A 13,376-nucleotide genomic window follows, 5' to 3' on the forward strand; every position below is an offset into this window, starting at 1 on the left:
CACAGGGTTTCGCGCGTCTTGGAGGTGGGTTCGACGCGCTGTCGACTCCTACCCTGAGGACCACCGTGTCGCCGCTCGCCTCCTACCGCCGCCTGCTCCACCTGGCCGGCCCCTTCTACGTCCTGGTCGCCTTCCTCGGCCGGCTGCCGCTGAGCATGAGCCAGATCGGCACCCTGCTGCTCGTGTCGAGCGCCACCGACAGCTACGGCGCCGGTGGGCTCGCGGCCGGCGCCCTCGCGGTGGCCAACGCCGTCGGGTCCCCGCTGGCCGGCGAGCTCGCCGACCGCGTGGGCCAGCGCCCCGTCGTGCTGGTGCAGTCGCTGACCGGGTCCGCGGGCCTGGTGCTGCTGGTGGTCCTGACCCGCGCCGACGCGTCGTCCACCGTGCTGACCGCGACCGCCGCGGCGGCCGGGCTCCTGCTCCCCCAGGTGGGCCCGCTCGCGCGCGTCCGGTGGCGACCGATCACCAGCCCCGACCGCGGCCAGGAGCGGCTGATGGACGCGGCCTTCTCCTACGAGGGCGCGGCCGACGAGGCGTCGTTCGTGCTCGGTCCCGCGCTCGTCGGGCTGCTGGTCGCGGCGGTCTCACCGGCGGCCGCGGTGCTGGTGGCAGCCGGACTCCTGGTCGTCTTCGGCTGCGCGTTCGCCGTGCACCCGACCGCGCGCCTGACCGGCCGCGCCGCCGGCCCGCTCGGGGGCCAGGGCCCGCTGCTGAGCGTCGTGTTCGTCGGCCTGCTGCTCGCGCAGCTGTGCATCGGCATGCTCTTCGGCTCGATCCAGACCGGCACCACCGCCCTGACCACCGACGCCGGCGAGCCCGGCCTCGCCGGGATCGTGCACGCCTGCCTGGGCGTGGGCAGCGTGCTGGCGGGGCTGGCCACGGTGGCGCTGCCGCCGTCGTTCGGCCAGGAGCGCCGGGTGCTGCTCTCCGCCGCGCTGCTGGTGGTGCTCGGCGCCCCGCTCCTGCTGGTCGACTCGGTCGGCGCGCTGGTGGCCGCGGTCCTGCTGCTGGGCTTCGGCGTGGCGCCCTACATGATCGGCGTCTTCAGCATCGGCGAGCGCGCGGTGCCCTCGGCCCGGGTCGGCCTGGCGATGACGCTGCTGGCCGGCGCCACCGGCATCGGGTACGCCGTCGGGTCGGCCGTGGCCGGACGGCTGGCCGACGCCGACGGGCACACCGCGGCGTTCGGGGTCACGGTGACGGCCACGGCGCTGGCGCTGGTGCTCGCCGTCGCGGGCCAGCGTCCGAGCCGCCGGATGCTGGCCGCGCGGGCTCAGACGACCGAGGCCGCGTCGCCGGTCTGAACCGCCCACAGGGCGGCGTAGGCACCGCCCTGGGCGACCAGCTCGTCGTGCGTGCCGCTCTCGGTGATCCGTCCGGCGTCCATGACCCAGATCCGGTCGGCGTGCCGCACGGTCGAGAGCCGGTGCGCGACCACGAGCGCGGTGCGGCGGGCGCCGACCTCGGCGAGCGAGCGCTGGATGGCCGCCTCGGTCTCGTTGTCGACGGCGCTGGTGGCCTCGTCCAGGACCAGCACGGCGGGGTCGCGCAGCAGTGCCCGCGCCAGGGCGAGCCGCTGCCGCTGACCGCCCGAGAGCGTCACCCCCCGCTCGCCCACGGGCGTGTCCAGCCCCTCGGGCAGGGCGTCGACCACGTCGAGGGCGGCCGCCTGTGCGGCGGCGGTGCGGATCTCCTCGCGCGAGGCGTGCGGGGCGCCGTAGGCGACGTTGTCGGCGATGGTCCCGGCGAAGAGGAAGACGTCCTGGGCGACGTAGCCCATCGAGCCGCGCAGCGAGTCCCAGTCGAGGTCGCGCATGTCCTGCCCGTCGAGCAGGACGGTCCCGGCGCGGGGGTCGTCGAAGCGCAGCACCAGGCGCAGCAGCGTCGACTTGCCCGAGCCCGTGGGCCCGACCACGGCGTGGGTCTCCCCCGCCGGCACGACCAGGTCGATGCCGTGCAGCACATCGGGTCCGTCGGCGTAGCCCGCCCGGACCCCGCGCAGCTCGAGCCGGCCGCCCACCGGGCGGGACAGCACGGTGCTCCCGGCGGGCACCGTGACCGGCACGGCGAGCAGGGCGAGGATCCGGCCGGCCGAGGCGCGCCCCCGCTGGTAGAGGTCGAGCACGGTGGCGACCTCGGTGAGCGGCCAGAGCAGGCGCTGGGTCATGAAGACCAGCACCGAGTAGAGGCCGACCGCCAGGTCGCCGCGCAGGGTGGCCCAGCCGCCGAGCAGGAGCGTGCAGGTGAAGCCCGCCAGGATCGCCATCCGCACCAGCGGCACGAACGCCGCCGACGACCGGATCGCGCGCGCGTTGGCGTCGCGGTAGGCGCCGGAGACGGCGGTGATGCGGTCGCGCTCGCGGTCCTCGGCGGTGAACGCCTTGATCGTGGCGATGCCGCCCAGGTTGGCCGACAGGGCGCTGGAGAGGTCGGAGACCGCGTCGCGCACCCGGGCGTAGAGGGGCTCCAGGCGGCGCTGGAAGACCAGCGACCCGACGACGATCAGCGGGATCGGCAGGAACGCCAGCACGAGCAGCGTCCACGACGACGCCGCGAACACCGCGCCGACCAGGAGCACGTTGAGCACCGTCTGCAGGATGGCCGGGGCACCGACGTCCAGGAAGCGCTCGAGCTGGTTGACGTCGTCGTTGAGGGTGGCCAGCGTCGAGCCCGCCGGACGGGCCTCGTGCCAGCCGAGGTCGAGGTGCTGGACGTGGTCGTAGGCCTCCACCCTCAGGTCGTGCTCGACGCCCTGCGCGAGCCCGCGCCAGAGCACGTCGGCGACGTACTCCGAGGCCGACTCGACGAGCCAGATGACCGCGTTGATGCCGGCCAGCCAGGCGAGCTGCGCGTAGCGCGACTCGACGCCGAGCACCTCACCGGCCAGCGAGTCGGAGCCCCGGACGACGACGTCGACCGCGGCGCCGATGAGCAGCTCCGGCACGACGTCGGCGACCTTGTTGAGCACCGACATCGACACCGCCCACACGAAGCGGGAGCGGTAGCGGTGGTAGCGGCGCCACAGCTCGCGCAGCGGGGCTTCGGGCAGGGCGGTCGACACCGGGTAAGGCTAGCCTTACCCTTCGCCCCTCTCGTCAGTGGCAGACCTCGGTGACGCAGGCACGCGGGAGGACGACCCGTCCGTGCCGCGCCGCGTCGAAGTGCTGGGTGTCGCCGTTGCCGTAGGTCCAGCGCAGCCCGTGGGCGCGCATGAGGCGCACCACGGGGTGGTTGCCGGAGCGCCACGCGACGAGCGGGTGCGAGCGCGACTGCCACCACGTGTTGGGGACCAGCCCGGTCGCGGAGCGGTAGGGGTTCTCCCACGTGTTGACGTCCAGGGAGCGGCCGTAGGAGTGCGGGGAGCGCACCCCGGGCCGGTTGACCACCTGGCGGCAGTTGAACGCCGAGGTGTTGCCGGCAGCCATCGACTGGTAGTCGTTGCCCCCCTGGAGCCGACCGGACCAGCCGAAGCGGTCGATGCGGTACATCGACCGGATCGGGAAGCCGCGACGGTACATCTCGGCGAGCGCTCCCCCGATCTGCCCGCTCGCGCCGGTGGCCGTGACGACCTCGCCGCGGTGGCGGTAACCGTCGTAGCCCCAGTAGTTGACCCGGACCAGGCGCAGACCGCCGCGGCCGACGGGACAGCCGGGGTGCCAGCTCACGCCGGTCATCTGGTCCCAGATGCCGTCGGGGATGGCGGTCACCCGCAGGTTGGCGCCAGAGCCGACCGCGCGGGCCTGCACCGGGAGCTTCACCCTCGGTGAGGGCGCCCCCTTCGGCAGCCGCACCGGACGACGCGGCGGGACGTTGTCGACCCGCTGCACGCCGCTGACGTCGCCGGACACCCAGTCCAGGGAGGGGACACGCACGCGGTAGCGGGTGTCGACGCGGGGGCGCAGCCGGATGGCCACCCGGCCGTCGGCGCGCGTGGTGAACGACCCCGCGGCTCGCCAGCCACGACCGGGCGTGCGCCGCTGCAGCCGGACGGTGCCGACCACGGGCACCCCGGTGGTGGTCTGCCAGCGCACCCGAGCCGTGACGGCACGCTCGTCGACGACCCGGCGCGGCACGCGGAGCGTCGCGAGGCCGCGGCGGCGGGTCAGCGGCGCCACCACCTCCGGCGAGACTGCCGGCGCGTACGTCGCGTCGCCGGCGTACGTCGCCCGCCAGACGTTGTCGCCGGCCACCCGCCGCAGCACCTGGCCGAGCGGCGCGGCGCCGGCCGCGTCCGTCGCGACCGTGCCGGCCGGCTGCCAGACGCCGGCCACCCGGCGCTCGACGACCACCTGGGCGCCGGCCAGCGGCGAGCCGCCGCTGTGGGCGAGGACCACGGTGAGGGAGGTCGACGCGTCGGCGTACCCGCCCGGCGCGGTGAGGGTCAGCGCCGTGGGCGCGGGCGCCGCGGCGCTCGCCGGCACCGCCGTCACCGCGAGCAGGACCGACACGACTGCGACCACCCAGCGCCCGAACGACATGGGAGGAGTGTCCCCGACGCCGGGGGGCGGCTCGGCCCTCCCCCGGCGTGTCGGTCGCGGCGCACCCCGCATGATGGGCTCATGAGGGTGCTGCTCACGGGCTCGGCCGGCTTCATCGGGAGCGCGATCGCGACCGCGCTCGCCTCGAGCGAGCACGAGGTCGTTCCCGTCGACCTGATGCTGCCCGAGGCGCACGGTCGGTCGGAGGTCCCGGAGGGCACCCATCAACTCGACGTCCGCGACGCGCTCGAGTGGGTCGACCTCCTGCGCGGCGTCGACGCCGTCTGCCACCAGGCCGCCCTGGTCGGCGCCGGGGTCCGGGTGGGCGACCTGCCGTCGTACGCCTCGCACAACGACCTGGGCACGGCCGCGCTGCTGGCCGCCATGCACGAGGCCGGCGTCGGCTCCCTCGTCCTCGCCTCCTCGATGGTCGTCTACGGCGAGGGCCGCTACGAGTGCCCCGACCACGGTCACCAGCAGCCGCCACCGCGCGCCATCGCCGCGCTGGACGCCGGTGACTTCGAGAACCACTGCCCCCGCTGCAACCGCGCCCTGACCTGGGCGCTGGTCGAGGAGAGCGCGCGGCTCGACCCACGCAGCACCTACGCCGCCAGCAAGCTCGCGCAGGAGCACTACGCCGCCACCTGGGCGCGCCAGGCCGACTCCTCGGTCGTCTCGCTGCGCTACCACAACGTCTACGGGCCCGGGATGCCCCGGGACACGCCGTACTCGGGGGTGGCCGCGATGTTCCGCTCCTCGATCGAGCGCGGCCGGGCGCCGCAGGTCTACGAGGACGGCGGCCAGACGCGCGACTTCGTGCACGTCGCCGACGTGGCGGCGGCCAACGTCGCGGCCCTCGAGGCCGTCGTCGGCCAGCGCGCCGGCGAGGCCACGGCCTACAACGTGTGCTCCGGCGAGCCGGTGACGATCGGGCGGGTCGCCGAGCTGGTCGTCGGCGGCACCGGCAGCGACCTCGCCCCCGAGGTCACCGGCCAGTACCGCCCCGGCGACGTGCGCCACGTCGTCGCCTCGCCGGCGCTGGCGCGCGAGGAGCTGGGCTTTCGCGCCGCCGTGTCCCCCACCGAGGGGCTGCCGGCGTTCGCGACCGCGCCGCTGCGTGACTGAGGGCGACTGAGGGCGCCGCTACCAGCTGGTGTGCACCAGGTGCTGGAGCACGAGGGCGGCCACCAGCTGCAGGCCGAGAGCGGACCGGCGCCACCGCTGCGGCAGCGCGCTCGTCGCCACGAGCAGCCACGGGACGAACGGCAGCCAGATCCGCTCCACCTCCGCCTTGCTCATCAGCGACAGGTCGGCGAGCGCGATGGAGGCCACCGCGGCCCCGACGAGCAGCAGGACCGGACGGCCCAGCTCGCCGCGCCGGGCCCAGGTCTGGCCGAGACCGGCGCCGAGCACCGGTCCCGCGCTGAGCACCAGCACGGCGAGGTTGGCCCAGATCCAGTACGCCGTCGGACGGTCGGACGCGACGCCGTCCCAGTAGCGCTCCCGCAGCACCGGGTAGGCCTCCCATAGGGCGTAGCCCTCGACCGCGAACGCCAGCACCACCACGGACGCAGCGGCGGCCGCGACCGGCAGCGGCCGCCAGGAGCGCGCGGCGGCCAGCACCGCCAGGGCGAGCACGCCCAGCAGCGGCAGGCCGTAGGACATCATCACGCAGCTGCCGAGCAGCACCCCGGCGAGCACGGCCCACGGAGCGCTCCCCCGCCACGTCGTGCGGGTGGCGGCGGCCGCCAGCGCCGCGAGGCCCCAGGCGGCCACGGCGGTGAACACGGCGTCGCCCGAGACGCACATCCACAGGGCTGCCGGTCCCAGCACCAGGAACGGCGCCGCCCGACGGGCGGCGGCCTCCTCGCGCAGCGTCCTCAGCGTGGTGAGGACGGCAGCCGGCACGGAGGCGGCGACCAGCGTCACGACCAGGCCCGCGACGCCGGCGCCGCCCAGGCCCAGGCGGTCCAGGACGACGAAGAACAGCAGCGCGCCGGGCGGGTGGCCGGCGACGTGCACGGGCCAGTTGTCCTCGGAGTCGAGCGGGATCCGGCCGATCCACTCCCGCAGCGCTGCGGGGAAGTCACTCGTGGCCCGCGCCGTCTCCAGGTACTCGTAGGAGTGCGCCAGGATCGAGGACACCCCGTCGATCCCGTCGACCAGGGCCAGGCTCAGCAGCCACGCCAGGCCGGCGGCGTACGACACGACGAGCAGGTGGCGCCAGCGCAGCCGCTCCGCCGCCCGGACGGCGTAGCGCCAGCCGAGCAGGGCGAGCAGCACGGCCGGCACGGTGCCCGGGCCGACGCGGGGCTCCCACCGCGCGTGCAGCGGAGCGGCGTCGTCGGGGCCGGGGTGGGCGTAGGCGTAGACCTCCCAGCCGAACACGGGCCTCGCGACGACCGCCGCCACGACCAGCCCGACCGCCACCGCCAGGCCCACCCACATCGCCCGCAGCCGCGTCGGCGCACCCGGGGTGCCCGGCTCGGCGACGTCGGTCTGCATGCCCTCACCGTAGGGGCGGCGTGGGCGGCGCCCCTACGGTGAGGACATGCCTTCCGTGTGCGACCTCGTCCTGCCGTGCCGCGACGAGGCCCTCGCCCTCCCCGGGCTGCTGGCGCTGGTGCCGCCGGAGTTCGCCGTCGTCGTCGTCGACAACGGCTCGCGTGACGACACCGCCGCCGTGGCCGCGAGCCTGGGCGCGACCGTCGTGCACGAGTCCGTGCCCGGCTACGGCGCCGCGGTGCACGCCGGACTGCTGGCCGCCACCCACGAGTACGTCGCGTTCATGGACGGCGACGGCTCCTTCGACCCCGCCGAGCTGCTCCCGATGCTCGAGGACGTGCGCTCCGGGGCCGCCGACCTCGCCGTCGGGCGCCGGCGACCCGTCAACCACCGGGTGTGGCCGTGGCACGCACGGCTCGGCAACCGGCTGATCGTCGCGTGGCTGCGACGCCGCATCGGGATGGACGCGCACGACATCGCCCCGATGCGGCTCAGCCGGCGCCAGGCGCTGCTGGACCTGGGCGTGCAGGACCGCCGGTTCGGCTACCCGGTCGAGCTGCTGCAGCGCGCGACGGACGCGGGCTGGCGCCTGGTCGAGCGGGACGTGACCTACCTGCCGCGCGCGGAGGGCACCCGCTCCAAGGTGTCCGGATCGGTGACCGGCACGCTGCGCACCGCGCGGGACTTCTGGAAGGTGCTGTCGTGAGCCGCGTGCTGGTGGTCGCGAAGGCGCCGGTGGCCGGTCGGGTGAAGACCCGCCTGGGCGCCGACATCGGCCTGGACGCCGCCGCCGAGGTGGCCGCGGCCGCGCTGCTCGACACCCTGCACGCGTGCGCCGAGGCGTTCCCGGAGGGCCGGCGCCACCTGGCGCTCGCGGGCGACCTGGCTCCGGCCGTGCGCAGTGCCGAGCTCCGGGAGGCGCTCGCCGGCTGGGACGTGTTCGCGCAGGAGGGCGACGGCTTCGCCGAGCGCCTGGTCCACGCCCACACCGTCGTGGCCGGACGTGGCGACGGCGCCGTCGTCCAGATCGGCATGGACACGCCCCAGGTGACGCCGACCCTGCTCCTTGACGCGGTCGAGGCGCTGGGTGAGCCCAGCGCCCCGGACGCCCACGACGGCGTGCTCGGCCCGGCGGACGACGGCGGCTGGTGGGTGCTGTGCCTGCGCGACGGCCGGGCCGCGGCGCCGCTGGCGACGGTCCCGATGTCGACGCCGACGACGTACGACGACACCTGGCGCGCCCTGGAGGCTGCCGGCCTGCGGCTGACGACGACCGCCGTCCTGACCGACGTCGACACCGTCACCGAGGCGGAGGACGTGGCCGCGCTCGCCCCGCACGGCCGCTTCGCCGAGGCGTGGGGCCGGCTGAGAGCGACCTAAGAGTTCGGTGTGCGTCGTCACATCGGCAATCCGTTGGGCACCTGGGGACGAATCCCTCCGCGACAGGCACGAACAAGCCACTCGTTAGGACATCCCCAATGCGTACCACCCACAAGCGCTTCATCGGCGGCCTCGCGGCCACGGCCCTGCTCGCCCTCCCCCTGACCGCCTGCGGCAGCGAGGACGAGACCGACGCGCCCGTCAACGGTGGGTCCTCCGCGGCCGCCGAGGCCCCCGAGCCCGTCGCCTCGATCGACGCCCTCACCGGCGAGTCCACCGCCATCGCCCTGGACAAGGGCTTCACCGACGCCCTCACCACGCTGAAGCTGACGCCCGGCGTCACCGGCGACGCCAAGCTCGAGGCCGGCTCCCTGATCTTCCCGATCACCGGCGGCAACGTCTCGGTCTTCGAGCCGGGCTCGGTCCCCAACTACGTCGTCGGCCAGATCCAGCACGAGAACTCCGGCCTCTCCCTCACCGCCGGTGACACCAAGGTCGAGCTGACCAACTTCAACGTCGACCCGGGCGTCTCCCGCGTCTACGGCGACGTCACCGTCAACGGCAAGACCGCCGTCACCAACGCGTTCCTCTTCAACCTCAACGGCAGCACGCTGGAGCCGCTGAAGACCGAGGGCAGCAACGCGATCCTGACCGGCACCCAGGTCGAGATCTCCGACGTGGCCGCCCCGCTGCTCAACGACACCTTCAAGACCGACGCGGTCAAGCCCGGCCTCCTGGTCGGGATCGCCACGATCACGGTCGCCACTTCGTGACCCCCGGTCCCCACGCTCGTGGGGACGCCGTCGAGCGGGCGGCGTCAGGGGGCCCGGCGCTGCAGTGCGCCGAGGCCTTCGACGCCGCCTTCTCCGGGCGGGACTGCGAGGTGCTGCGCGACGACGGCACGTCGCGTCCCCTGGCCACCGGTTCGTGGTTGGGCGAGGCCTCGGACACCGACGTCGCCCTCTTCGTCGAGCCGTGCCACGGCCCGACCCTGGACGTCGGGTGCGGTCCGGGGCGACTCACGGGCGCCCTGGCCTCCCGAGGGGTCGAGGTGCTCGGCATCGACAGCTCCGCCGAGGCCGTCAGCCTCACCCTGGCGCGTGGCGCCATGGCGCTGCACCTGGACGTGTTCTCGCAGCTGTCGATCGGCACCGCCTGGAGCCACGTGCTCCTGGCCGACGGCAACGTCGGCCTGGGCGGCGACCCGGTACTCCTGCTGCGGCGGGTGCGCGCGCTGCTGGACGAGAACGGCACGGTGCTGGTCGAGCTCGCCGCCACCGGCGTACGGTCAGGGCCCGAGCAGCTGCGCCTCAAGGTCGGAGACACCATCAGCACCCCGTTCCCGTGGTCCGTCCTCGGCGTCGACGACGTCGAGCAGGTCGCCGCTGAGGCCGGACTCCTCGTGATGGGGGTTCGCGCCCTCGACGGCCGGGTCGTCGCCACCCTCCGTCCGCTCGGCGCCTGAGCACCCCGTGGCATCGCCGATCCGCTGGCGCAGCCCGCTGCGGGGACCGTGGCTGACCTCGGTCCTCGGCTCGGTGCTGCTGGTGTCGATGCCGATCGTGATCGTCACCGGCCTGCTCTCCTACGTCGCGTACGGCGAGCAGGCCCGGCCCGCCGACGTCGGCTGGCTGCACCTGCCGACGTTCGACTGGCCCACCGACCCCTCGTGGCTGTTCCGGCTCACGCAGGGGCTCCACGTCGGGCTGGGGCTGGTCCTCATGCCGGTCGTGCTGGCCAAGCTCTGGTCGGTGATCCCTCGTCTCTTCGTGTTCCCGCCGGCGCGCTCCGTCGCCCAGGCGCTCGAGAGGCTCACGCTGCTGATGCTCGTGGGCGGGCTGCTCTTCGAGATCGTCACCGGCGTCCTCAACATCCAGTACGACTACGTCTTCGGGTTCAGCTTCTACACCGCCCACTACTACGGCGCCTGGGTGTTCGTCGTCGGCTTCGTCTCCCACGTCGCCCTCAAGCTGCCGACGATGGTGCGCTCGCTGCGCTCCGGCTCGCTGCGCGAGGAGCTGCGCACCCGACGTGCGGACACGACGCCCGAGCCGATCGACCCGGAGGATCCCGACAGCCTCGTGCCCACCGACCCCGACGCCCCCACCATGAGCCGGCGTGGCCTTTTCGCGCTCGTCGGCGGCGGCTCGCTGCTGACCTTCGCCCTCACCGCCGGGCAGACCATCGGCGGGCCCACGCGTCAGCTGGCGCTGCTCCTCCCCCGTGGCCTCGACAGCGGCGACGGGCCGAACGACTTCCCGGTCAACAAGACCGCCGACGCCGCGGCGGTCGACGCCGCCTCGACGGGGTCGTCCTGGCGGCTGTCGCTCGAGGCGGGCGACACGACGGTGACCCTGGACCGCGAGCAGCTCCTGGACCTGGCGCAGCACACCGCCGTGCTCCCGATCGCGTGCGTCGAGGGCTGGTCCACGACGCAGACCTGGACCGGCGTGCGCCTGCGCGACCTGGCCGCCCAGGTCGGGCTCGCAGAGCCCACGGGGGCCTACGTGGAGTCGCTGCAGGAGAAGGGCGCCTTCAAGGCGGCCGACCTCAACGCCGGTCAGGTGACCCACGACGACGCGCTGCTGGCCCTTCAGGTGAACGGCGTCGACCTCTCGCTCGACCACGGCTTCCCGGCCCGGATCATCGTCCCGGCCATGCCCGGGGTCCTCAACACCAAGTGGGTCGCCTCGATCCGCTTCGAGGGGGCGTGATGGCGTCCACTACGGGCACCCGCTGGTCGCGGGCCTACGGCGCCTCCGGGTGGCACCTCGTGCTCATGCTCGCCAGCCTCGCGCTCGTCGGCTACGTCGTCGCGACCGTCGGCCTCGACGCCCTGTGGGACCCCGACGTGTGGTGGCAGTCGATGGCGGTCTGGTTCGTCGGCGCGGTCGTGCTGCACGACCTCGTGCTGTTCCCCGTCTACGCGCTGGCCGACCGGCTGCTCGCGCGCCGACGGGCGGGGAGCACGGCGCGCGTGCCGCTGGTCAACCACGTCCGGGTGCCGACGCTGGCGGCCGCCCTCACGTTCCTGCTGTTCTTCCCCGGCATCCTCCGGCGCGGTGGCGACACCTATGCCAACGCCACCGGCCTCGACCAGGACCAGGACCCGTTCCTCGTCCGCTGGCTGCTGCTCGTGCTGGCCGCCTACCTCCTCAGCGCGACCCTCTACGCCGTCCGGTCCGTCCGCGCTCGTCGCCGACCTCGAGCAGCCACGGACCTGCCGGGGTCGCCGTGACCGTTCTCGGGTACCGGCAGGACGACAGCCGTACCCACGAGGAGTGCCACACGTGATCGACTCTCTGCGCCAGGTCCAGGTCGTCGGCGCTCTGGCCCGACTGGCCGGCAACGGCGGATGGGCCGAGATCCTCGCCGGCGAGCGGCTCCGCACCACCCTGGACGTGGCCGACGCCCGACTCCTGGTCGCGGCCGACGTCCTCCACGAGCACGCCGACGGCCGGCTGGAGCCCGTGGAGCTGCATCCCTGGTACGACGACCCGTCGGTGCTCGCCAGCGGGCTGACCGCCGAGCTGCGGCGGGCGCTGCGTCACGGGACCGGGGACGACCGGCCGAGCGGCGACGACCCGGACGAGATCGTCGCCATGGGCGCGGCCAGCCAGTCCGCAGCCGCGATCCTCGCCGACGCCGTGCTGCCGATGCTCACCCAGACCCGGGAGCGCTTCGACGACGGCACGGCGTGCTTCCTGGACGTGGGCGTCGGCACCGGCGCGATCTCCGAGGCCCTGTGCCGGCGGTTCCCCGGCACGCGCGCCGTCGGCCTCGACGTCTCGCCGGAGGCGCTGACGATGGCCAGGGACCGCGTGGCAGCCGCCGGCCTCGCCGACCGGGTCGACCTGCGCCGGGTCTCGGTCGTGGACCTCGACGACGTGGACCGCTACGACCTCGCGTGGATGCCGCAGGTCTTCCTCGCGCCTGACGACCTGGAGCGCGGCCTCGACCGGGTGCTCGCGTCGCTGCGGCCCGGAGGCTGGCTCGTCATGCCGGTGGCCGCCCCCGACCCCGGCTGCACCCCGCTCGAGGCGGCCGCCGTGGAGCACGACGCGGCGCTGAGAGGCGGCGGGGCGATGTCCGTGGAGTCCGCCCTGAGCCTGCTGACCGATGCCGGGTACGCCGACGCCTGGGACATGCGCGGCGTCTCCCAGTCGCTCACGTTCGCCCGCAAGCCCTGACCTCTTCTGCAGTGGTCGAGCAGCCACCACGGTGGTTGAGGTGCGAGCGCAGCGAGCCTCGAAACCACTCCGCCACGCACGGTGGTTGAGGTGCGAGCGCAGCGAGCCTCGAAACCACGTCGCCGCAACGCACCGGTGGTCGAGCAGCGAGGAGCGCCAGCGACGAGCGTCCGTCGAGACCCCCGCACCTCTGGCTGCCTCCTCAGGGCCGAGCTGGGTGAGGCTGGTGTGACTGGTGGTGCGACTTCCTGCACTCAGCGTCGGCAGTTGGTCGCCGTCCCGGGCCGGCCGAGCGTGGAGACCGCCGCCCCTGGCGCGAACTGCCGACACCAGTGACGTTCGGGCGGAGGGTGAGGCGCTCGACGACGCCTCACAGCTCCTTGCGGAGGTGGACGTCCGCCGCGCCCGGCGTCGGCAGGTCCTCCCAGCGGAAGAGCTCTCGGTAGCCGTGGCGCTCGTAGAAGCCGGGCGCCTGGAAGGTGAACGAGGTGACGAAGACGTGCGTGCAGCCGCGGGCGCGCGCCTCGGCCTCGAACTCCTCCAGCAGCCAGGTGCCGAGGCCGTCGCGGCGGCTCTCCTCGCGCACCCACGTGAGACCGATGCCCGCGGCGACGCCCCAGGTCCAGCCGCTCACCCCGGCCGCGAGCTCGCCCTGGGCGTCGAGGACCTGCACGGTCAGCTCGCGCTGAGGTGGTACGCCGACCGTCGCCTCGGCGTTGACGCGGTCGAGCTCGGCGGAGAGGCGCTCGTCGAGCGCCTCGTCCGCCTCGCCCAGGATCGTGCGGTAGCCGGAGGCTCGGTCGTCGGTCACAGCACCAGATGG

13 protein-coding genes are annotated in these 13,376 nt (G+C 74.5%); 9 read left to right on the forward strand and 4 right to left on the reverse strand.

All coding sequences use genetic code 11. The features are described 5' to 3' along the window. The first annotated feature begins 65 nt into the window (after positions 1-65). The gene (locus IRQ30_RS05955; protein WP_193612069.1) at positions 66-1,304 is read left to right on the forward strand and encodes an MFS transporter; all 1,239 of its coding nucleotides are present in this window, start codon (positions 66-68) and stop codon (positions 1,302-1,304) included. Here IRQ30_RS05955 and IRQ30_RS05960 read toward each other — a convergent pair. Continuing rightward, on the reverse strand, positions 1,274-3,061 hold the full coding sequence (locus IRQ30_RS05960; protein ID WP_338089587.1) for an ABC transporter ATP-binding protein: 1,788 nt from the start codon (positions 3,059-3,061) through the stop codon (positions 1,274-1,276). The genes IRQ30_RS05955 and IRQ30_RS05960 overlap by 31 nt on opposite strands. 34 nt (positions 3,062-3,095) lie before the next feature. Beyond that, entirely contained in the window at positions 3,096-4,478 is a 1,383-nt protein-coding gene (locus tag IRQ30_RS05965) for a M15 family metallopeptidase (protein WP_193612070.1), read from the reverse strand. An 81-nt stretch (positions 4,479-4,559) separates the two neighbouring features. Here IRQ30_RS05965 and IRQ30_RS05970 point away from each other — a divergent pair, with 81 nt between their 5' ends. After that, positions 4,560-5,603: an NAD-dependent epimerase/dehydratase family protein gene (locus IRQ30_RS05970; RefSeq protein WP_193612071.1), complete on the forward strand. Its 1,044-nt coding sequence runs from the start codon at positions 4,560-4,562 to the stop codon at positions 5,601-5,603. An 18-nt stretch (positions 5,604-5,621) separates the two neighbouring features. Here the strand turns inward: IRQ30_RS05970 and IRQ30_RS05975 are convergent, their stop codons facing one another. Then, positions 5,622-6,983: a hypothetical protein gene (locus tag IRQ30_RS05975; protein WP_227467049.1), complete on the reverse strand. Its 1,362-nt coding sequence runs from the start codon at positions 6,981-6,983 to the stop codon at positions 5,622-5,624. Between the two features lie 46 nt (positions 6,984-7,029). Between IRQ30_RS05975 and IRQ30_RS05980 the strand changes: the two genes are divergently transcribed. From IRQ30_RS05980 to IRQ30_RS24125, 7 genes are all read left to right on the forward strand, one after another. Next, on the forward strand, positions 7,030-7,689 hold the full coding sequence (locus IRQ30_RS05980) for a glycosyltransferase family 2 protein (RefSeq protein ID WP_193610281.1): 660 nt from the start codon (positions 7,030-7,032) through the stop codon (positions 7,687-7,689). Further along, positions 7,686-8,363 (forward strand): DUF2064 domain-containing protein, encoded by a 678-nt coding sequence (locus tag IRQ30_RS05985; RefSeq protein WP_193612072.1) that lies wholly within the window; start codon positions 7,686-7,688, stop codon positions 8,361-8,363. The genes IRQ30_RS05980 and IRQ30_RS05985 overlap by 4 nt, the downstream gene beginning before the upstream one ends. 98 nt (positions 8,364-8,461) lie before the next feature. Continuing rightward, on the forward strand, positions 8,462-9,136 hold the full coding sequence (locus IRQ30_RS05990; protein WP_193612073.1) for a hypothetical protein: 675 nt from the start codon (positions 8,462-8,464) through the stop codon (positions 9,134-9,136). Further along, the gene (locus tag IRQ30_RS05995) at positions 9,133-9,828 is read left to right on the forward strand and encodes a methyltransferase domain-containing protein (RefSeq protein WP_193612074.1); all 696 of its coding nucleotides are present in this window, start codon (positions 9,133-9,135) and stop codon (positions 9,826-9,828) included. The genes IRQ30_RS05990 and IRQ30_RS05995 overlap by 4 nt, the downstream gene beginning before the upstream one ends. A gap of 7 nt (positions 9,829-9,835) precedes the next feature. Continuing rightward, positions 9,836-11,077 carry a molybdopterin-dependent oxidoreductase gene (locus IRQ30_RS24120; RefSeq protein WP_338089588.1) on the forward strand — a complete coding sequence of 414 codons (1,242 nt, stop codon included), beginning with the start codon at positions 9,836-9,838 and terminating at the stop codon, positions 11,075-11,077. Beyond that, positions 11,077-11,601, forward strand: coding sequence for a hypothetical protein (locus IRQ30_RS06005; protein WP_193612075.1), 525 nt, complete (start codon positions 11,077-11,079; stop codon positions 11,599-11,601). The genes IRQ30_RS24120 and IRQ30_RS06005 overlap by 1 nt, the downstream gene beginning before the upstream one ends. A 52-nt stretch (positions 11,602-11,653) precedes the next feature. Continuing rightward, positions 11,654-12,553, forward strand: coding sequence for a methyltransferase (locus IRQ30_RS24125; RefSeq protein WP_193612076.1), 900 nt, complete (start codon positions 11,654-11,656; stop codon positions 12,551-12,553). A gap of 370 nt (positions 12,554-12,923) precedes the next feature. Here the strand turns inward: IRQ30_RS24125 and IRQ30_RS06015 are convergent, their stop codons facing one another. Further along, complete coding sequence (locus IRQ30_RS06015; RefSeq protein ID WP_193612077.1) at positions 12,924-13,364, reverse strand: GNAT family N-acetyltransferase; 441 nt, start codon at positions 13,362-13,364, stop codon at positions 12,924-12,926. Positions 13,365-13,376: the final 12 nt, after the last annotated feature.

This window comes from Nocardioides lijunqiniae, assembly GCF_015024225.1.
In the GTDB taxonomy this organism is placed as follows: Bacteria; Actinomycetota; Actinomycetes; order Propionibacteriales; family Nocardioidaceae; genus Nocardioides; species Nocardioides lijunqiniae.